Source organism: Pseudomonas fluorescens (assembly GCF_902497995.1).
Lineage (GTDB): Bacteria > Pseudomonadota > Gammaproteobacteria > Pseudomonadales > Pseudomonadaceae > Aquipseudomonas > Aquipseudomonas fluorescens_BK.
In genome coordinates this window covers 88128-106405 of sequence record NZ_CABVII010000011.1, presented here as the reverse complement: position 1 = coordinate 106405, position 18278 = coordinate 88128, and the positions used below count along the sequence as shown (strand labels likewise).

Here is an 18278-nt window from a genome sequence, read left to right as displayed (position 1 = left end):
CTTTCGGCTGAAAGCCTTTAAAACCGGGGCCTTCAGCCCTACAAAGCAACAAAGAAAGGGTGACTGTAGGACAAACAGCACGTCCGGGGGGCTCCCAAAGCGAACATTTCGACTATGATACCCCGGTGTGCCCAGTTGGCCTGAGCAGCACAGTACTACTGAAAATATATGTTTCTTGGAGATACACCATGTCTAATCGCCAAACCGGCACCGTTAAATGGTTCAACGATGAAAAAGGCTTCGGCTTCATCACTCCTCAAGGTGGCGGTGACGACCTGTTCGTACACTTCAAAGCTATCGAAAGCGACGGTTTCAAAAGCCTGAAAGAAGGCCAGACCGTTTCCTTCGTGGCTGAGAAAGGCCAAAAGGGTATGCAAGCTGCACAAGTCCGCCCAGAGTAAGTTTCTGGCGCACTAAAAAAACCCCGTCCATGTGACGGGGTTTTTTATGGGCGAAACCAACGTGAAGCGATCAGCCGCAGTTGACGCGGGTGACCACCCGGCTGGCATCGGTGTTCAGGTTCAGGCGATCGGAGCGGTACTCCAGCGTCACCATGTCGGTGGGCAGGAGGAACCGTGCGTTCTGTGCGCCTGCACGGGTACGCGCCTGCTCCAGCAGTTCGGGCGAAGCCTTTTTGCCAATGGTGAATTCGGCAGCTTTTGCCTCACAACGGCTGTGCCCCGTGTCAGTGGTCGTGACAGGGTCTGTTGTCGACTCGGTGGAGGTAGTGCTGCAACCGGCCAACATGGCAGCGGCCAGCAAAGTACCCAATGACGCGAGCTTCCAAGGCATGAAGCCTCCTTTTTTCAATAGTTGAGCTGAGATCGTGCGACCGCCAATCTGGCGTTTGGTTTCCCAGGATGTACTAGCACCCTGCCCTCGATCATGAAAAGCGGCGAGTTTGCCTGATCATCCCCGGCTGTCCACCGCGCAATCATGACTGAATATGAGCAACGCTCAATAGACATCGATGTAATCGAATGGCGGATTGGGCCAGTTCTCTTTCAGCGCATTGAAGATCTGCATGACCCAGACCTCGTCGCTGGCCGCGACACGCCCGACATAACCGGAGCCCTTGGCCCAGGTTTCCAGGCGAAACAATAGTCCGTCGATATCGGTTCCACCCACGACGCCCGACGAAATGTAGGCGATGCCGCCCTTGGTCACCCGCAGTTGCGTGTGCTCATCATCGCTGGCAGAGGCCAGCAGCTGGCGCACCGCTTCAAGGGTCAAGCCGTCAGGGGTGTTCAAATCGATCTGCACAGCACGGTCCTTGAAAATCCATCAAAGGCCAAGTGTCGCATAGCCCCACACTCATGCCTAAGTCGGAGTGCCAAATGTCGCGCAAAATGGTTAACTCCACACTCAGACTTTCCCGACTTCACGAGCCCCCTCATGACCACCATAAGTATCGACGCCGACATCAAAGCCAAGTGGTCGCAAGGTCATAGCTCCTACAGCCCCGGCAGCCCGGAAGAATTGGCAATCATCAGTATCGATCTTCTGGTCAAGGAACTGGGAACGGATGCAGCCCAGTCATTCATTGCGCAGATTTTCGAGAAGTACACGGCAAATCACGTGGTTATTGCGCAGACAAAACGGCGATAAGACCCGCAGGCTGCACCTGCGGGCCGGCAGCTTACTTCAGACGTGCCAGGCGTTCGGTCAGCAGGTCAAAGAAGCCTTGGGCGTCGCCGTTTTCGACCCAGAAGGCATTCTTTGGCGCACCCAGGCCGTCATACCAGTCGACGATGGTCTGGCCGAAGGTCGGGCCTTCGCGACTATCGACCACCACGTTGACCGAACGCCCCGTGAACAGCTCTGGCTTGAGCAGGTAGGCGATCACCGTGGCGTCATGCACCGGGCCACCCGCAAGGCCGTAGTGCTCCATGTCGCCTTTGACGTACTCATTGAGAATATTGCTCACCAGCTTGCCGGCATTGTTGTTGATCGCCGCGATCTGCTTCAGGCGTGCCTCGCTGGTGAGGATCTTGTGGGTCACGTCCAGCGGCAGGTAGGTCAGCTTCACGCCACTCTTGAGCACCACTTCGGCTGCCTGCGGGTCGGCGAACAGGTTGAACTCGGCCACCGGCGTGATATTGCCGCCGTTGAAGTGCGCCCCGCCCATGATCACCACTTCCTTGATGCCCCGAACGATTTCAGGCGCCTGGATCAGGGCCAGCGCCAGGTTGGTCTGCGGACCGAGCATGGCGATGGTGATGCTGTGGGGCTGGGCGACCTTCAAGGTATCGATCAGGTAGTTGACCGCGTTGCCCTGGGTCAGGCCCGCCTTCGGCTCGTGCACGGCGACACCCGACAAGCCTTCCTCGCCATGGATGTTCTCGGCGTAGATCGGCGTGCGCATCAGCGGTTTCGGCGCGCCCGCATACACCGGCACCTCCTCGCGCCCTGCCCACTCGCGGGCCAGCCGCGCATTGCGCGAAGTCTTGTCCAGGCGAACATTGCCGGAGACGGTGGTCAACGCACGGACATTCAGTTCTTGCGGCGACGCCAGGGCAAACAGCAAGGCCACCACGTCGTCGGCACCCGGGTCGGTGTCGATGATCAGGTCGATCTTTTGCGCCGCCTGGGCGCTTGTAGCGGTCATCGGGCCTGTACTTCGGACAAGGTGGGTATCGACGGTTGCGCGCCGGCACGGGTCACCGACAGCGCCGCAGCGACCTGGCCAAAACGGATCGCCTCGGCTTCGCTGTTGCCGGCCGCAAGTGCTGCGGCGAAACCACCGACGAAGGTATCGCCGGCCGCCGTGGTATCGACAGCCTTTACCTGTGGCGCCGGAAAATGTTCGAAGCCTGTGCCGTTGGCAAACAGCGAGCCTTGGGCACCGAGGGTGATGATCACTTTGCCGGCGCCCAGGGCGATCAAGCGGCTGGCGGCGGTTTCGGCGGCGTCCAGGGAATCCACTGGCAAACCGCTCAAGACCGAGGCCTCGCTTTCGTTGGGAATCAGGTAATCGATGGCCGCGTACCAGTCCGCCGGCAGGGGGCGACTGGCTGGTGCCGGGTTGAGGATCATGGTCTTGCCCATCTCACGGCCGCGCTTGAGCGCATGGCCGACCGTGGCATCCGGCACTTCCAGCTGACAGATGATCACATCCGCCGCCTGCAACACCGCGTCGAAACGGTCGATCACTTCTGGCGTCAGCGCGCCGTTGGCACCCGCGACGATCACGATCGCGTTCTGACTGTTGTCGTCGACCACGATCAACGCCACGCCGCTGCAATCGTCAACCACGCTGACCGCCTGGCAATCGATCTGCTCGGCCAACAGCGCCGCGCGCAGCTGTTCGCCATAGGCGTCGCTGCCCACGCAACCGACCATCGACACCTGCGCGCCCAGCCGAGCCGCGGCCACCGCCTGATTCGCGCCCTTGCCGCCGCAGACCGTGGCAAACGACGTGCCTATCAGCGTTTCACCACCACGGGGCAGCCGCGGCGCCCGAGTTACCAGGTCCATGTTCAGGCTGCCTATTACCACTACGTTTGCTGGCATACGTCACTACTCATCCATTCGGTTTCAGCGAAGCTTTTGGTTCAACGGTTCTTTGGATTCAGCAGCTTCCCATTCAGCGGTTTTCCATTCAACGGCTTTCCATTCAACAGCACTGGGCAAACACACCGGCCAGCGGCGCAGTCGATTCGCGCAGGACAATACTGGGCGTCACGATCCGTTGATCGATGGCCATGGCCGGTGTGGCGATCCGGCGCAACAGCACTTCAGCGGCCATCTCGCCGAGTTCGCCGAGTTCGCCGACCAGGGTGTCCGGGTCGATGCCGGCCAGCACCGGTTGAGCGTGGGTCTTGCCGATGCCGCCGACCGAGAGGACGGCGTTCGGGGCACTCGGAGAGCCGAACATGAATGCCCCAGCTGTTCGGAAATCCGGACGAACCAGCGCCGACCCGTTTAAAAATTTTTAAAAAATAATGATACAAATCATTATGTTACGAGTTATTTCCGATACAAGGCATGTCTGGTATGAATCCTGCTCCCTCTCGTACACCCCACGCGTTCAGATCGCCTTGGGGCCGTATCTAGATGAACTTGCATCAGTACCGTCTGACTACTAGAGAGAAAAATAATGACATCTGTTTTCAAGACCTTCGTTCCGGGCGCCTTGGCCCTCCTGTTGCTTCTGCCCACCGCCCTTCAGGCCAAAGAAGCACAAACCCAACAAAAACTGGCGAACGTGGTGATCCTGGCCACGGGCGGCACCATTGCCGGCGCCGGTGCCAGCGCAGCCAATAGCGCGACCTATCAAGCGGCGAAAGTCGGCATCGAACAATTGATCGCCGGAGTTCCGGAACTGAGCCAGCTGGCCAACGTTCGGGGCGAACAGGTCATGCAGATCGCCTCCGAAAGCATCACCAACGACAACCTGCTGCAGTTGGGTCGCCGTGTGGCTGAACTGGCCGACAGCAACGACGTCGATGGCATTGTCATCACCCACGGCACCGACACCCTGGAAGAAACCGCCTACTTCCTGAACCTGGTGGAAAAAACCGACAAGCCGATCATCGTCGTCGGCTCCATGCGCCCAGGCACCGCGATGTCCGCCGACGGCATGCTCAACCTGTACAACGCGGTGGCCGTGGCCGGCAGCAAAGAAGCGCGGGGCAAAGGCGTACTGGTGACCATGAACGATGAAATCCAGTCGGGTCGCGACGTCAGCAAGATGATCAACATCAAGACCGAAGCCTTCAAAAGTGCCTGGGGCCCACTGGGCATGGTGGTTGAAGGCAAGTCCTACTGGTTCCGCCTGCCGGCCAAGCGCCACACCATGGATTCGGAATTCGACATCAAAACCATCGAGAGCCTGCCGAACGTCGAAATCGCCTACTCCTATGGCAACGTGAGCGATACCGCCTACAAAGCCCTGGCGCAGTCGGGCGCCAAAGCCATCATCCATGCCGGCACCGGCAATGGCTCGGTCTCTTCGCGGGTGGTTCCAGCCCTGCAGGCCTTGCGCAAGGACGGCGTACAAATCATCCGTTCCTCCCACGTCAACGCCGGCGGTTTCGTGCTGCGCAACGCCGAACAGCCTGACGACAAGTACGACTGGGTCGTGGCCCATGACCTGAACCCGCAGAAGGCGCGCATCCTGGCCATGGTCGCGCTGACCAAGACCAGTGACAGCAAAGAGCTGCAACGGATGTTCTGGGAATATTGATTCGCCCTCGCCTGACCGGTTCCGGTCAGGCACCGCGCTAACCACTCGCCCTTTGGCGAGTGGTTCATGACGTTGCTCCGATAAAAAAATCTCCAACGTCCTACATCAAAAGCACGAGTTGATCGCCGCTTTGATTGAGCAACACTTTGGTCTCCCCACCAGGCCCAGCACAACTACCAGTGCTCGCTCACCCAACCGCAATCAACGCGCCGAAATGCGTCTTCCGATTCAGCGCGCCGCATTGTTGTGCCCACCGGGATCGGAGGATGCTCAACCTTCGAATTGGTGATAAACCTTGGCTATGACCTTCCAGGTACCGTCAATTTTGATCAGGGTGAGGTAGTCGTTGTAATCAGCGCCGATCGCATCCTTCTCCATATCCACACGCACAACAGCTGTCGTCGGCGTGATCGCCAATACGTCGAGTCGGGTTGTGATTTCGGGGGCATTGCCGTTCTTCCGAACGAAATCAAATAGATTCTGGATCGGGCCGCCAAGTAGCTCGCCATTGGTGAAGCCATACATCACCGCGTCTTTATGGAAGGCTTGCGCAACGCCTTCTGCGCTACCCACCCGCAGGCCTTCAACGTACTGATTGGCGGTAGCGATGACAGCGTTGTACTCGGAGGTTGGTACTGCCTTGATGTTCTTTGACATGGTTCTCTCCTTTCAGTGAGGACGAGGTACAGCACACCTCGCCAGATGCATTCGAGGGGTCAAGCGCTCGGGTGGGTGTGGTAAATCTTGCTGACAATCGTCCACTTGCCTTCTACCTTCAGTAGGTTGAAGAAGTCGGTGAAACGAAATCCCGAAACGTTGTCGGTATCGACCCGAGCACTGGCGGCAGTGCCCACGATGTCGATGCGAACGATCGCGGCTTTGGCTTCGGGGGATGGGCGGAACGAGTTGTCGATGACGTCGTACAGATTCTGGATCGCGCCGCCGACGAGCTTGTCGCTGTCGACGCCAAACATGGTGGCCTGCTCGTTGAACGCGGGCTTCATCAAAGCGCAATGGCAATCCGGTTCAGCTCCTGAGCAGCCTTGCGCCCCACTGGATCGCTGACCTTGTCTGCCCAACCGGTATTGATGACGCCCGGGCTGACTGTGTTGACGCGAATGCCATGCTGCACTCATTCGTTGAAGTTGCCGGTTGGCCAATCGGTGTAGCCCTTGGCGCCTCCGCCGTAGTAACTCTCACGTGGCGCGATGGTAAGTTCCGCACCAAGACGCAGCCGCTCTACAAGGTCTGGGTTGGCGATGAACAAACGGCCAAACGCTACAGCGTCAATCCGGCCTTGCGCCCGGCGTTCCAGCGCCATATCCAAGTCATAATTGTTGTTACCAACGAACGGCCCTTCGAACTGCGCACTCAGCGAGTCCAGATCCACTCCTTCAGGAACGGTGCGAGAAGTGGCGGTTGCGCCCTCGACGAAGTGCAGATAGGCCAGGTTGAATCTGTTCAGCTGCTGAATCAGGTAGCCGTAGGTCGCCATGACGTTGCTGTCAGGGGGCGTATTGCCTGCATCAGGCGTCACCGGTGACAGGCGGATACCGACCCGGTCACTGCCCCAGATCGCTACCACTGCTTCGGTGACTTCAAGCGTCAGCCGCGTCCGGTTCTCGATGGAGCCGCCGTACTGGTCAGTGCGCTGGTTGGTGGAATCACGCAAGAACTGGTCGAGCAGATAGCTGTTGGCAGAATGGACTTCCACACCATCAAAACCGGCTCGCTTGGCATTTTCTGCCGCATGCCTGTACTGCTCGATGATCCCCGGGATCTCTGAAGTCTGAAGCGCCCGAGGCATGGACACTTCGACCATGCCATTGTTGGTGTAGGTGGTACCTTCGGCCTTGATTGCCGAGGGAGCCACCGGCGGCTCGCCGTTCGGCTGTAACTCGACGCTGGAAAAGCGCCCCACGTGCCATAGTTGGCTGACGATTTTGCCGCCTGCCGCGTGCACCGCGTCGGTGACTTTTTTCCAGCCTGCCACCTGTTCTTCCGACCAGATCCCCGGCGTCATCGCGTAACCGCGCCCTTGGGCGGAAATGTTCGTGGCCTCGGCGATGATCAAGCCTGCGCCTGCACGCTGGGCGTAATAGGTGGCGTGCAGTTCATTCGGCACCCCATCTTCTGCCACCCGGCTACGTGTCACCGGAGCCATGACGATACGATTAGCCAGTTGCAAGGCGCCCATCTGCGCGGGGGAGAAAAGGTCGGTGTTATGACTGCTATCAATCATGCTGAATACCTCGACTACTAGACCGGTCGTCTAGGAAGACTGTTAAAAAAAAGCCCCTAGGCCAGCAGGCGTTTACTTGTGATCAGTGCGGTTTCAAAGGGAGCCGTGGTCTTATTGACCTTGACCAACAGCGAGGCGCCAAGCCATAGCTGATACAGCGATTCGGATAATGTCAGCGCGTCCTGGGTCTGCGAGATGGAACCGTCGGCCATGCCCTGCTCAACACAACGCGTGATCCGCTGGATGATCAGCGCGGTGCCTTCTTCCAGCACCGTGCGCATGTCTTCCGACAAGTCGCAGACCTCAGCGCCCAGTTTAACCACCAGGCATTTCTCCTCGGGATGATCGAACGCTTGCGTCTTTGCCCAGTAGTGCAGATAGCCCAGCAGCCGTTCGGCTCCGGTTCCTTCTGCAGCCATGACAATGTCGACACGCCCGATGTACTCCTGAAAGTACTCCTCGAGCAGCGCCTGGCCGAACTCCTCTTTCGAACGGAAGTAGTGATAGAACGACCCTTTGGGCACACCAGCCGTTGTCAGCACTTGCGACAGACCGACGGCGGTGTAGCCCTTATTGGTCATCAGCGACCTGGCCACATCGATAATGTGCTGTCGCATGTCTTGGATAGGTTTCTTCATGGGGAAGGCATCCTATACAAAAACTAGACCGGTCGTCTAGCAACTCTCTCCGTCATCTGATGAAATGACTGAACCGCTCCTGTCGGACGCCTCCTCATGGATTGCTATATTCTTTGCGTCACCGAATGGACCCGTGAAGGCTCAAGGGCTGCCCTCTCCCATTTGGCGATAACCAATGGTGCGATGGCATTACCCAGCACATTCAGGGTGGTTGTCCCACTATCGATAATTCTGAAAATGCCCGCGATCAGTGCTACCCCTTCCAATGGAAGACCGGCAGAGGCCAACGTCGCAGACAAGATAATGATGGCAAATCCAGGTACTCCGGCAGCACCCTTGGAGGTCAGCACCATCGTGACCACCAACAAAATCTGCTGAGCAAGCGACAGATCAATGCCATAAAGTTGCGCAACAAAAATAGTCGCCACGCCCAGGAAAATCGACGCGCCATCCAGATTGAATGCATAGCCCACCGGCACAACGAAACTGACGATCCGACGTGGGACACCATAGCTCTCCAGCTTGCTCATCAACTGCGGCATAACCGCTGCCGATGCGGCACTCGAGAATGCAAGAATCAGCTCATTCCGAAAATATTTGATCAGCTTGAAAATGTTCTCGCCGATCAGATAGCAAATTGCGCCGAGTACCACCAACGCAAAGACAATCAGTGCCAGGTAGACCACACCAATCAGCTTGAGCAAGGGCAACAGCGAGGCAAAGCCAAAGGTCGCAACGGTAGCGCCGATCATGCCAAACACGCCTATCGGTGCGTATGCCATGACGATCGAGACGACTTTGAACATCGCATCAGAAATCCCCTGAACCACAGCGACCACTGGCGCGCTCTTCTCTCTCGGCAGTGAGTTCAAGGCCATGCCGAACAATACGGCGAAGAACAGCACCGACAGCAGCTTCGCTTCCGACATCGCCACAAAAACGTTGTCCGGGACGATGTTCTGCACAATCACGAGGGCGCCCTTCGAAGGTTCCATGGTGATAGACGCAGCGCTGTGCGTAATGCCCGAAATATCAGTGCCCGCTCCAGGCTCGAAGATGTTCGCGAAACACAATCCCATCACAATGGCCAGGCCGGTAATCGCAAAGAAGTATCCCAGCGACTTGATACCCATACGACCAAACGACTTGTTATCTCCACCTCCTGCGATGCCAAGAATCATGCAACAGAACACGATCGGTACAACGACCATCTTCATCATCTTGATAAAGATATCGCCGAGTGGTTTCAGGATTTCTGCACTGACCCATGATTGATATTGCGGATGAGTATTGAAGTACCAACCGACGAGCACGCCAAGCAACAGCCCGGCAATGATTTGCCACACCAAGGGAATACGTTTCATGTCTAGCCTTCTTGTTGGAATGAAAGGTCTGCGTTAATTGGCAGTTGCTAGAGTCATGAGCTTCCAGCTCACTTGAGATCGAATGGCACAACGCGGTTGTGCCACTACTTTGTTATTTGGCGAAGAGCTGGCCCATATCCTTGAAAGCCTTGAATTCAAGGGCGTTGCCGCATGGATCAAAGAGAAACATGGTGGCTTGCTCGCCAACCTGTCCTTTGAAACGAACATAAGGTTCGATCACAAACTCGGTACCGAAGGACTTCAGGCGCTCCGCCAGCGCTTCCCATTCTTCCCAACCCAGGATGATGCCGAAGTGCGGAACGGGCACGTCGTGTCCATCGACCGGATTGCTGTGGACACTCTCCTGGGAAGCGGTTTTTGGGTGTTCGTGAATAACCAGTTGGTGCCCATAAAAATTAAAGTCGACCCATTGGGTGCTGGAACGACCTTCTTCCAGTCCAAAAACTTCACCATAAAAGGTGCGCGCTCCGGCGAGGTTGTAAACAGGTATGGCGAGGTGGAAAGGAGAAAGGCTCATCAGAACTCCAGTGACAGTATTTTTGTTGGTGAGGGACGGAGCAGCGTATGAGTGCCGACCGCTGTTCGCGCGACGCTTCAAGGTCAGGCGTCCCACCGACATCGGCTTACTGGTTCAGGCCGCTGCCGGGGGATGGGCACATCGTAGTGCGGGAATACCAGCAAAAAAATCAATATATATTTCTCAGAAACACAATTATTATTTGTGAATGATCAAAGAACTCAAGACACTCATTGCTGTAGCACGGGAAGGCACATTCGCCGCTGCCGGCAACAAGATCGGTCTCACCCAAGCGGCAGTCAGCGCCCAGATTCACCGTCTGGAGGCTGAGCTCGGCTTCGAGATATTCGACAGGAAGGGACGCTCGGCCCACCTCAACAGGATGGGTCACCAGATACTCCTGCAAGCGCAAGAGCTGCTTCGCCTTTACGACAATCTGGGATCCACCACCGTCGGACTTCCTCCCAGCGTCCTGGTGAACATCGGCGCTATCGCCTCCGTCCAGCGCTCCTATCTACCGGACGCTTTAGCCAAATTTCATCAACAATGCCCCCAGTGCCGAACACGTGTTATCCCAGGGCTATCGATGGAGTTGGTCAACCTCGTGGATGCTGGCGAAATCGACATGGCCGCAATCATTCGCCCGCCCTTCTCGCTTCAAAGCGATCTGCGCTGGACGACCCTGGCGCTTGAGCCCTACCGTCTGATTGTGCCGCGTGAACTGCCAGGAGAAGATTGGTCAGAACTCATTTCCAGCCACGCGTTCATTCGGTATGACCGATCATCCTTCGGGGGCAGACAGGTGGATCGCTTCCTTCGGCAGATGCATTTCACCTTGCGTGAGGTTTGCGAGCTGGATGAACTGGAGGCCATCATCAAGCTGGTTGAAAATGGCGTCGGCGTAGCTTTGGTGCCGCAGACAGCAACCCATCAGGAATGGCCCGCAGGTGTGCGAGCGCTCGATCTCGGACAGCACACCTTCCACCGTGATATCGGGCTCGTACACAGGTCTCGACAGAGCTTTACCGAACCGGTGCGTATACTCGCCCAACTTATTAGTGACCAGGTAAAGACCGGCCCTGAATAAAACCCGGACGACAAAACAGGCCCTCGAAGGGCAATGCCAGTCAGTTAAGCGAAATCCCTGTGGGAGCGGGCTTGCTCGCGAAGACGGCGGCACAGTCAACATTGATGTCGCCTGATCCACCGCTTTCGCGAGCAAGCCCGCTCCCACAGGTTCTGCAGCTTAACTGACTGACATTACCCTCGAAGGGCCCTTTTGTACTCAAACCAGTATCACTTGGTCAGCCAGGACTCAACGGTCGCGGAGCCGTGTTCTGCTTTCCACTCCTTCAAAGTTTTGTGATTGCCGCAACGCTCTTGACGTTCAATCGCCGCTGATGCACGCATTGGTATTGCTACCCCTGCCCTCGCAACGCCGAAATATCCCTCTTGGGAGGTACGCCAAACAGACGACTGTATTCACGGCTGAACTGAGACGGACTTTCATAGCCGACCTTGAAAGCCGCACTGGATACGTCCTGGTGCTCATTAAGCATCAACCGTCTTGCTTCATTCAGTCGTAGCCATTTTTGGTACTGCAAGGGGCTCATTGCGGTGAGTTGGCGGAAGTGGTGGTGAAAGGTCGGAGCGCTCATCTGCACACGAGCCGCCAGTTCATCGACGCGAAGCGCCGAGGTGTAATGCAACTTCAGCCAATCGATGGCTTTCGCGATCCGATAACCTTGGCCATCGACCGACGTTATTTGTCGAAGCCGGCTCGCCTGATCAGTCTGCAAGAGACGGTAGTGAATCTCGCGCTGGATCAAGGGGGCGAGAACAGGGATTGACTCCGGCTCGTCGAGCAGCGCCAGTAAGCGTTCGAATGACGCTAGCATTGCAGGTGTCACTGAACCAATTCCTACCCCTTTCGCAACTGATCGCTCACGGGTTGGCGGCAGGTCACTTTGCGCTATCAGCTCAGTCAGCATGCGCAGATCGAGTTTCAAGGTCAGCCCCAGGCATGGCTGTTCCGGGCTTGCCGCCAGCACTTCTGAATTGGCAGGCAAGTCCAACGAGGTGATCAGAAATCGCGACCTGTCATAGGGGTAGCCCTCGCCGCCTACCCAGAGCTGTTTCTCACCTCGGGCGATGAGAATGATGCTTGGCTCGACCATGCAGACATAGGGCGGTGCTGGATGTTCGCGCCTGAAAAAGCCGAGACCTGTAATGGCCGTTGCGTAATCACCTGGTTTCGAGATCTGCGCGCCGATGATCTGCGCAAGCTTTTCTTGTGGCGATGTTTGTTGAGAATCGGTGTTGGATTTGTTCGTCATATTCGTCTTGCACCTCTTCACTGAACTCTAACTCGCCAGCTCCCGACCGTCCTGCCAAAAAACAGAGACTCATAGGATCAGGCAAGTAATCCAGCGAAATGCACTACAGAGAGCCTTGGCAGACCGGGAAAATGTCCATCCGACAAATCCTTTGAGGTCTCTCACATGCTTGTACAAGCCTATGGCGCTCACGCTGGCGACAAACCCCTTGAGCCGATGCAGATCAGTCGCCGCACGCCTGCAGCCCATGATGTTCAGATCGACATCGCCTTCTGTGGCATCTGCCATTCGGATTTTCACCAAGTGCGCGCCGAGTGGGCAGGCACGCAATTTCCCTGCGTACCGGGGCACGAAATTGTCGGCCGTGTATCGGCGGTGGGCGCGCATGTTGCGGACTTCAAAGTCGGTGATCTGGTCGGTGTGGGTTGCGTCGGATTTCTGTGCCGAGCACAGCATCGTCGCCGACATCGAACTGGTTCGAGCAGACCAGATAAATGAATCCTACGAGCGAATGCTCAAGGGTGACGTCAAGTATCGCTTCGTGATCGACAACTCCACATTGGTTGATTGAGCGCCTCAGATTCAAGAACGCAAATGGACACCATCCAAAAGTAAGGAATATCGAATGAACAGACTCTTTTTTGCCCTGGGGCTACTTATCGCCTCTTTCTCATCAATGGGAGCTGATATGTCTAACGGTGCTGACAACTTCTACAAAAGCGAAAAGGTCATCGCAGAAAAGGTCACCTTCAAAAACCAGTATCAGATGAACGTTGCAGGGAACCTCTACATTCCTAAAGGGGTGGATCCCAAGATCAAGAACCCCGCGATCATCGTAGGGCACCCAATGGGCGCGGTGAAGGAGCAGAGTTCCAACCTGTATGCCCAGAAGCTCGCCGAGCAAGGTTTCGTGACATTGGCGATTGATCTTTCGTTCTGGGGTGAAAGCGAGGGGCAGCCCCGTCAAGCTGTGTCGCCGGACATCTACGCCGAGGACTTCAGCGCGGCGGTGGATTTCCTGGGCACACGGCCTTTCGTTAACCGTGATCGCATCGGCATCATCGGCATTTGCGGCAGCGGCGCCTTCGTCATCAGCGCGGCCAAGATCGACCCTCGACTGAAGGCAATCGCAACGGTCAGCATGTACAACCACGGCGACCTCTATCGCAAAGGTTTGGGTAATTCGACGACCCCAGAGCAGAAACGCATGGCACTCGCCGAAGCTGCAGAACAACGCTATGTGGAATTCACTGGCGGCGCTACCAAGTACACCGCCGGTGCCCCGTTGAAACTGACAGGCAATGCGATAGGCGATGAGTTTTTTGATTTCTATCGCACTCCTCGCGGCGAAGTTACCCCTGCCGGCGCATCGCCGCAGACTTCCACCATGCCGACGCTGACCACCAATGCGAAGTTCTACAATTTCTACCCGTTCGAAGACATCGAGACTATTTCGCCACGTCCGCTTCTGTTTATCACCGGCTCCGAGGCGCACTCCCGTGAATACAGTGAAGATGCCTTCAAGCGTGCTGCGGAGCCTAAAGAACTGGTCATCATTCCGGGCGCCAACCACGTCGATCTCTACGACCGGGTCAGCCTCATCCCATTTGCCAAGTTGGCCACGTTCTTCAAAAGCAACCTGAAGTAGCCTGATCGGTGCCCTGGCCGGGCACCGTTTTTTTCTCGTAGCCTCGTTTTCGGGGCTGCGACGTTTCGCGCAGGATTCAAACAATGACTGATCACCTTCTACCAGTGCCTCATAAATCATGGGGCGCCGTATTCGCCATGTCGCTCGCCGCCTTCGTGCTGGTGGCATCGGAGTTCATGCCCGTCAGCCTGCTGACACCCATTGCCGCCGATCTGCATATCACCGAGGGGCAAGCCGGCCAGGGAATATCCGTTTCGGGACTGTTTGCCCTGTTCACCAGCCTTCTGATCGCATCGGTGGCTGCGCGGGTCGACCGCAAACCGCTACTCCTTTCACTGACACTGCTTATGATCCTTTCTGGAACAGTCGTCGCGTTCGCCCCGAACTACTGGGTGTTCATGATCGGCCGCGCGCTGACAGGTGTTGCAATAGGTGGCTTCTGGTCATTGTCGGCGGCAACCGCCATGCGCCTGGTGCCTGATGACCAGATCACTCGCGCCATGGCAATCGTCAACGGCGGCAACGCTTTGGCGACTGTGATTGCAGCACCATTGGGTAGTTTTCTCGGCGCCTTGATTGGCTGGCGCGGTGCATTCTTGTGCGTCATCCCTGTCGCGATAGTCGCTTGTGTATGGCTGTCTGTAAGCCTTCCACCGATGAAATCGCAAAGCAGTTCAGGCACTGGAAACGTCTTCAGGTTGATGAAAAGCGTACCGGTCGCGCTAGGCATGGTGGCGGTCAGTGTTTTTTTCATGGGCCAGTTCATGCTGTTTACCTATTTGCGCCCGTTTCTTGAAACGGTCACGAACGTCAGTGTCTCCATGCTGCCGTTGATGTTGCTCGTCCTGGGTCTTGCGGGCCTCGCAGGAACCTTCCTGATCGAAGCGTTCTTGAAAAATGGCCTGCATCGAACCCTCATCGTCATTCCGATCTTGATGGCGGTGATTGCACTGGCGCTTGTTTCATTCGGTAGCTCGGCGGCTACCACGACCGTCTTGCTTGGCCTATGGGGGCTGGTTGCCACTGCTGCGCCCGTGGGATGGTGGACATGGCTGGCGAGAACGCTGCCAGACGCTGCTGAAGCGGGAGGCGGCTTAATGGTGGCGATCATCCAACTGGCAATCGCGTCTGGGGCAACCGTTGGCGGGCTGGTCTTCGACTCGAGCGGCTATCGAGCGACCTTCGAGTTGAGCGCAGCCTTGCTGGGCGTGGCAGCCGTTCTTGCCTTCCTGGCTGCACGCGCAGCAACGCGGGAGTCTCCTGCATTGGCGAACATCGCTTGAAAATAACCACAAGACACGCCAAGGCATGTCTTGTGGTTTCGGTTGAGCATGCGCTCGGAAGTGGGACGTGACATTCAGCGAACTCAGACCGTACGAGTTTCAGTCATCGCCACTCCCTTTCGCCCCAGCTCCTTGACGCCATACATGGCCTGATCCGCAGCCTTAAGCAATGTATCGAGGCTCTGACCATGGATAGGACACAGCGAAACTCCGATACTGCACGAGAGTGTTAGCTCTCCTACCGTCGTTTCGACCGACTTGGCGATGGCTTCCAGCATCCTCTCAGCTCTGATTTCCGCACATTCTGTCTTGGTGATATTCGTGATCAAAACAACAAATTCATCTCCGCCGTAGCGTGCGACGGTGTCACACGAACGAGTGGCCTGAAGCATGCGATTCGCAACCGCCCAGAGAACCTGATCCCCAACCTCATGGCCGTACTTGTCATTAATTTTCTTAAAGTGATCCAAGTCGATCAACATTATTGCAAACGGAATGCCGTTCACTTTCCAATCGGAGAAGGCCTGATCAAAACGATCGGCGAAGAGGTAGCGATTGGGCAATTGGGTGAGCACATCATGGGATGCGAGATAGGCGGAGCGTTCATGTTCGAGCTCTGCCCTTTCTATCGCCCTGAAATGCCGAATCAATACCACCGGCATCAGGACGAGTGCTCCTGCCAGAACCGCAAGGATTATCAATGTTTGCGCAGTCAGGACATCGCCTAAACGCAACTGACGATCAAACAACAAGGTCATCGGTTGTGAAACACTCCTGATCTCGACGCGGTCAGCCAGAAGCGGCATGAACAGGTGATCCAGGAAACCAGCTTGCTTGGTCTGCGTTGAAAACACATTGCTTTCAGACCCTGCAGCGGTTTTCAGGACAGCACTGATGTGAACCAGGGGATCCACGTTCGCATGATTCACCGCTTCCAGTAGCGCGCCCGTCTTGACCAATAGCAAAGACACCATCGTGCTACCAAAAAAATTCGGAAGCGTGTTCTCTCGCACCCGTTCAGTCCGACTGACTGACTGCATCAGAATGTAAGCGTTGCCACCCTCATACATTGTGAAAACAGGTGATACGACGGGCTTTTGATTATTGTGGGTTCGAGCCAGCGCATAGGAGAGGTAGGCGACGGTTTCCAGCCTGACGCCATAGATCGAACTGGATTCCGGGAGCAACGGGTACATGAACAACACAGGCCAAGTCTCGTTGAGATAGACCTGATGTTGGGCAGGTTGCTGAGTGAGGCTCGGGAAATCCTTGAGTTCAAAGTCTGGCCGCCAGGTGCGGCGCAGCAGATCTTCAAAAGCAGCCTGCTCAGCGATAGGCACCGCCCTCGCCGCCTCGAGCATGTAAATATGAGGATAAGCTGATAAAACGGCTGCCGCATAACGGGCGGCAGCTTCCGTATCGCTCTGATCGACGGCTTGGAGAAATGCTGAGAACCCCGCCAACACAGCTTCATTGGTATCAAGCTGATTGCGCACGATGCCAGAAATATTCTGCACGTATTCCGAGAAATGCGTTTCTCTGCGCTGAGTCTCCGACTTCAACAGCAACATGGCCGAAAACCCAACCAGGCTGACAGCCAGAATAATGAAACCCACCAAGGAACTGCGCCGTTTAGTGGACATCATCCTGCTTGACCAACGTGTAGAACCTGCACGGACTTTTGACCAGCCCCTTTCGGATCCTGACTCCCCATCGCGTCTCGTCCTTGTCGTACTTTCATGCGGCTTGATGCCTGATCTACTGTCTGTTGTGCTTGGGCTGAAATCTCAGCCTTTCGAGTGATAGCGCTTCAACGTTCTCAAGGGTTGAAGGCTTCGTTTGCGACGACAGAACAAGCTGATTCAAGGGCGATTCGCCACTACTCAGTAGAGCGAATTTTATGCCCATTGCAAGCTCAATTTACGCAGTCTGCCACTGAGGATGGGCGCACATGCTCAGCGGTAACGTAAGTCGTTGAATTGACGCTAAAGAGCAATTAATCCAATTGGGCTGTTAAAGCGCGTAGGGCTCGTAGAAAGGAATAATGGGAACGCAACCTCCTTTCTCACCGCCCGTAATGTCTACCAAGTTCACGGGGATGACACGGGTGCCGTCGACAGTTCTTGTTCAGATGTCTGTGTTGCGCTGCCTTGTAGCCCTTCGATTTCGCTGGCTACCAGTTCTTGCAGCCGCCAGAGATTACGGTCTTCAATGCCGTGCTGGTGAAGCATCGAAACGGTACGGAAAAGGTAGTGCGCCGCTGATCCCCAGTGGCCCGCCGCTCTTGCCAATACGTAGGCAACACTTTCCAGAGGAAGTTTGCCCGCATACGCTCCGCCGTGGCGCTCCGCTACGAATGCCAGTGCGCGAATTGTGTCTTGCCCGGTCTTGACGTAAATCCAACGGGGAATGTTGGTCGGCGGATTGGCGTCTATTTCACGCACCATCAAAAGCATTAGCTGCTGAAAATGATCCTGTGCGGGTAATCGGTACACCAGGCCGTTACAACTACCGCCACGATCAAGCGCGAGCATCAAGGCTGGTGTCTCACGTGTGCCGCGCCAACGAGTCAGCTTCAGACAAAATGAGCGGTGCCAACCTGAGGCCACCGCAGGTCGGCTTTCGACAAATTCGAATTCCGGACTCCAGATCAAAGAACCATAGGCGAAGACCCATAGGTCTTGCGGAGTGTGCTCCTGCAACAATCCCTCCACCATAGCTGTCAATTCAGCCTCAGTATGCTCACTCGTGCCCGGCTCCGGGCCAGGATCGGGCTCAACACGCTCAACCCGAGCAACCAATTCCTGCGTCAACGTAAGCGTTCTGGAACGAAGGTTTTTCTTCTTGATCATCGCTGTCGTCTCGTTATGTGACGCACTTGTTTCAATCGCAGGACGAACAGCAGAAAAAGAATGCGCAAAGAGATTGAACCAGAAGCCTAGCAGTCCACCTCATTCAAGACTCAGCGACCGACCTGCGGTGTTTGTCGTGCACTCCTGCTTGCCTGTTACAAGCATGTCGAGGCGTAGGCGGACGAGCGC

General features: G+C 56.2%; 20 protein-coding genes and 3 pseudogenes. 8 read left to right on the top strand and 15 right to left on the bottom strand.

The features are described 5' to 3' along the window. Window positions 1-188: 188 nt before the first annotated feature. Window positions 189-401 carry a cold-shock protein gene (locus F8N80_RS14780; protein WP_003179963.1) on the top strand — a complete coding sequence of 71 codons (213 nt, stop codon included), beginning with the start codon at window positions 189-191 and terminating at the stop codon, window positions 399-401. 70 nt (window positions 402-471) lie between these two features. Here F8N80_RS14780 and F8N80_RS14775 read toward each other — a convergent pair whose 3' ends face one another. Next, complete coding sequence (locus F8N80_RS14775; protein WP_150743663.1) at window positions 472-792, bottom strand: I78 family peptidase inhibitor; 321 nt, start codon at window positions 790-792, stop codon at window positions 472-474. 165 nt (window positions 793-957) lie between these two features. Next, window positions 958-1263 carry a hypothetical protein gene (locus tag F8N80_RS14770; protein ID WP_150743662.1) on the bottom strand — a complete coding sequence of 102 codons (306 nt, stop codon included), beginning with the start codon at window positions 1261-1263 and terminating at the stop codon, window positions 958-960. A gap of 132 nt (window positions 1264-1395) precedes the next feature. Here F8N80_RS14770 and F8N80_RS14765 point away from each other — a divergent pair, with 132 nt between their 5' ends. Further along, window positions 1396-1608, top strand: coding sequence for a hypothetical protein (locus tag F8N80_RS14765; RefSeq protein WP_150784141.1), 213 nt, complete (start codon window positions 1396-1398; stop codon window positions 1606-1608). Window positions 1609-1639: 31 nt separating this feature from the next. Here F8N80_RS14765 and F8N80_RS14760 read toward each other — a convergent pair whose 3' ends face one another. The 3 genes and pseudogenes from F8N80_RS14760 to F8N80_RS32180 form a co-directional block, all read right to left on the bottom strand. Then, a complete protein-coding gene (locus F8N80_RS14760; RefSeq protein WP_150784140.1) occupies window positions 1640-2608 on the bottom strand; it encodes a nucleoside hydrolase in 969 nt (322 codons plus the stop codon). Next, on the bottom strand, window positions 2605-3513 hold the full coding sequence (gene rbsK / locus F8N80_RS14755) for a ribokinase (protein ID WP_150784139.1): 909 nt from the start codon (window positions 3511-3513) through the stop codon (window positions 2605-2607). Before rbsK ends, F8N80_RS14760 begins: the two co-directional genes overlap by 4 nt. 103 nt (window positions 3514-3616) lie before the next feature. Then, window positions 3617-3760 (bottom strand): annotated as a pseudogene (locus tag F8N80_RS32180) (LacI family transcriptional regulator); the annotation flags it as partial. A gap of 339 nt (window positions 3761-4099) precedes the next feature. On the opposite strand from F8N80_RS32180, the gene F8N80_RS14745 reads away from it, so the two are divergent. Continuing rightward, window positions 4100-5188 (top strand): asparaginase, encoded by a 1089-nt coding sequence (locus F8N80_RS14745; protein WP_150784137.1) that lies wholly within the window; start codon window positions 4100-4102, stop codon window positions 5186-5188. Window positions 5189-5458: 270 nt separating this feature from the next. Here F8N80_RS14745 and F8N80_RS14740 read toward each other — a convergent pair whose 3' ends face one another. The 6 genes from F8N80_RS14740 to F8N80_RS14710 form a co-directional block, all read right to left on the bottom strand. Beyond that, window positions 5459-5845 (bottom strand): nuclear transport factor 2 family protein, encoded by a 387-nt coding sequence (locus tag F8N80_RS14740; protein WP_150743656.1) that lies wholly within the window; start codon window positions 5843-5845, stop codon window positions 5459-5461. 59 nt (window positions 5846-5904) lie between these two features. After that, complete coding sequence (locus F8N80_RS14735) at window positions 5905-6267, bottom strand: nuclear transport factor 2 family protein (protein WP_224790694.1); 363 nt, start codon at window positions 6265-6267, stop codon at window positions 5905-5907. A 53-nt stretch (window positions 6268-6320) separates the two neighbouring features. Next, a complete protein-coding gene (locus tag F8N80_RS14725; protein ID WP_150743654.1) occupies window positions 6321-7430 on the bottom strand; it encodes an alkene reductase in 1110 nt (369 codons plus the stop codon). 56 nt (window positions 7431-7486) lie between these two features. Then, the gene (locus F8N80_RS14720; RefSeq protein WP_150784136.1) at window positions 7487-8068 is read right to left on the bottom strand and encodes a TetR/AcrR family transcriptional regulator; all 582 of its coding nucleotides are present in this window, start codon (window positions 8066-8068) and stop codon (window positions 7487-7489) included. Between the two features lie 104 nt (window positions 8069-8172). Continuing rightward, window positions 8173-9432: a cation:dicarboxylate symporter family transporter gene (locus F8N80_RS14715; protein WP_150784135.1), complete on the bottom strand. Its 1260-nt coding sequence runs from the start codon at window positions 9430-9432 to the stop codon at window positions 8173-8175. A gap of 112 nt (window positions 9433-9544) precedes the next feature. Continuing rightward, window positions 9545-9970, bottom strand: a complete 426-nt coding sequence (locus tag F8N80_RS14710; protein ID WP_150743651.1) for a VOC family protein — start codon at window positions 9968-9970, stop codon at window positions 9545-9547. A 208-nt stretch (window positions 9971-10178) separates the two neighbouring features. On the opposite strand from F8N80_RS14710, the gene F8N80_RS14705 reads away from it, so the two are divergent. Next, window positions 10179-11057, top strand: a complete 879-nt coding sequence (locus F8N80_RS14705) for a LysR family transcriptional regulator (protein ID WP_150743650.1) — start codon at window positions 10179-10181, stop codon at window positions 11055-11057. A gap of 209 nt (window positions 11058-11266) precedes the next feature. On the opposite strand, the pseudogene F8N80_RS31590 reads toward F8N80_RS14705, so the two are convergent. After that, window positions 11267-11341 (bottom strand): annotated as a pseudogene (locus F8N80_RS31590) (transcriptional regulator); the annotation flags it as partial. 47 nt (window positions 11342-11388) lie between these two features. Continuing rightward, the gene (locus tag F8N80_RS14690) at window positions 11389-12306 is read right to left on the bottom strand and encodes an AraC family transcriptional regulator (RefSeq protein WP_150743649.1); all 918 of its coding nucleotides are present in this window, start codon (window positions 12304-12306) and stop codon (window positions 11389-11391) included. A gap of 165 nt (window positions 12307-12471) precedes the next feature. Between F8N80_RS14690 and F8N80_RS14685 the strand changes: the two are divergent. From F8N80_RS14685 to F8N80_RS14675, 4 genes and pseudogenes are all read left to right on the top strand, one after another. Next, window positions 12472-12753, top strand: a pseudogene (locus F8N80_RS14685) (alcohol dehydrogenase catalytic domain-containing protein); the annotation flags it as partial. Continuing rightward, window positions 12692-12877 carry a hypothetical protein gene (locus F8N80_RS31585; RefSeq protein WP_224790695.1) on the top strand — a complete coding sequence of 62 codons (186 nt, stop codon included), beginning with the start codon at window positions 12692-12694 and terminating at the stop codon, window positions 12875-12877. The pseudogene F8N80_RS14685 and the gene F8N80_RS31585, both read left to right, overlap by 62 nt. A gap of 54 nt (window positions 12878-12931) precedes the next feature. Then, a complete protein-coding gene (locus tag F8N80_RS14680; RefSeq protein ID WP_224790686.1) occupies window positions 12932-13954 on the top strand; it encodes an alpha/beta hydrolase in 1023 nt (340 codons plus the stop codon). 83 nt (window positions 13955-14037) lie between these two features. Next, window positions 14038-15237: an MFS transporter gene (locus F8N80_RS14675; protein WP_150784134.1), complete on the top strand. Its 1200-nt coding sequence runs from the start codon at window positions 14038-14040 to the stop codon at window positions 15235-15237. 83 nt (window positions 15238-15320) lie between these two features. On the opposite strand, the gene F8N80_RS14670 is transcribed toward F8N80_RS14675, so the two are convergent. Together F8N80_RS14670 and F8N80_RS14665 are read right to left on the bottom strand one after the other, a co-directional pair. After that, window positions 15321-16880 (bottom strand): GGDEF domain-containing protein, encoded by a 1560-nt coding sequence (locus tag F8N80_RS14670; RefSeq protein WP_150743851.1) that lies wholly within the window; start codon window positions 16878-16880, stop codon window positions 15321-15323. Window positions 16881-17327: 447 nt separating this feature from the next. After that, window positions 17328-18089, bottom strand: coding sequence for a gamma-glutamylcyclotransferase (locus F8N80_RS14665; protein WP_150743647.1), 762 nt, complete (start codon window positions 18087-18089; stop codon window positions 17328-17330). Window positions 18090-18278: the final 189 nt, after the last annotated feature.

Excerpts from the sequence above, each read along its gene's own strand:
- F8N80_RS14780 (WP_003179963.1), top strand. The coding sequence starts at position 189 with ATGTCTAATCGCCAAACCGGCACCGTTAAATGGTTCAACGATGAAAAA.
- F8N80_RS14775 (WP_150743663.1), bottom strand. The coding sequence starts at position 792 with ATGCCTTGGAAGCTCGCGTCATTGGGTACTTTGCTGGCCGCTGCCATG.
- F8N80_RS14765 (WP_150784141.1), top strand. The coding sequence starts at position 1,396 with ATGACCACCATAAGTATCGACGCCGACATCAAAGCCAAGTGGTCGCAA.
- F8N80_RS14760 (WP_150784140.1), bottom strand. The coding sequence starts at position 2,608 with ATGACCGCTACAAGCGCCCAGGCGGCGCAAAAGATCGACCTGATCATC.
- rbsK (WP_150784139.1), bottom strand. The coding sequence starts at position 3,513 with ATGCCAGCAAACGTAGTGGTAATAGGCAGCCTGAACATGGACCTGGTA.
- F8N80_RS14745 (WP_150784137.1), top strand. The coding sequence starts at position 4,100 with ATGACATCTGTTTTCAAGACCTTCGTTCCGGGCGCCTTGGCCCTCCTG.
- F8N80_RS14740 (WP_150743656.1), bottom strand. The coding sequence starts at position 5,845 with ATGTCAAAGAACATCAAGGCAGTACCAACCTCCGAGTACAACGCTGTC.
- F8N80_RS14725 (WP_150743654.1), bottom strand. The coding sequence starts at position 7,430 with ATGATTGATAGCAGTCATAACACCGACCTTTTCTCCCCCGCGCAGATG.
- F8N80_RS14720 (WP_150784136.1), bottom strand. The coding sequence starts at position 8,068 with ATGAAGAAACCTATCCAAGACATGCGACAGCACATTATCGATGTGGCC.
- F8N80_RS14715 (WP_150784135.1), bottom strand. The coding sequence starts at position 9,432 with ATGAAACGTATTCCCTTGGTGTGGCAAATCATTGCCGGGCTGTTGCTT.
- F8N80_RS14710 (WP_150743651.1), bottom strand. The coding sequence starts at position 9,970 with ATGAGCCTTTCTCCTTTCCACCTCGCCATACCTGTTTACAACCTCGCC.
- F8N80_RS14705 (WP_150743650.1), top strand. The coding sequence starts at position 10,179 with ATGATCAAAGAACTCAAGACACTCATTGCTGTAGCACGGGAAGGCACA.
- F8N80_RS14690 (WP_150743649.1), bottom strand. The coding sequence starts at position 12,306 with ATGACGAACAAATCCAACACCGATTCTCAACAAACATCGCCACAAGAA.
- F8N80_RS31585 (WP_224790695.1), top strand. The coding sequence starts at position 12,692 with ATGTTGCGGACTTCAAAGTCGGTGATCTGGTCGGTGTGGGTTGCGTCG.
- F8N80_RS14680 (WP_224790686.1), top strand. The coding sequence starts at position 12,932 with ATGAACAGACTCTTTTTTGCCCTGGGGCTACTTATCGCCTCTTTCTCA.
- F8N80_RS14675 (WP_150784134.1), top strand. The coding sequence starts at position 14,038 with ATGACTGATCACCTTCTACCAGTGCCTCATAAATCATGGGGCGCCGTA.
- F8N80_RS14670 (WP_150743851.1), bottom strand. The coding sequence starts at position 16,880 with ATGTCCACTAAACGGCGCAGTTCCTTGGTGGGTTTCATTATTCTGGCT.
- F8N80_RS14665 (WP_150743647.1), bottom strand. The coding sequence starts at position 18,089 with ATGATCAAGAAGAAAAACCTTCGTTCCAGAACGCTTACGTTGACGCAG.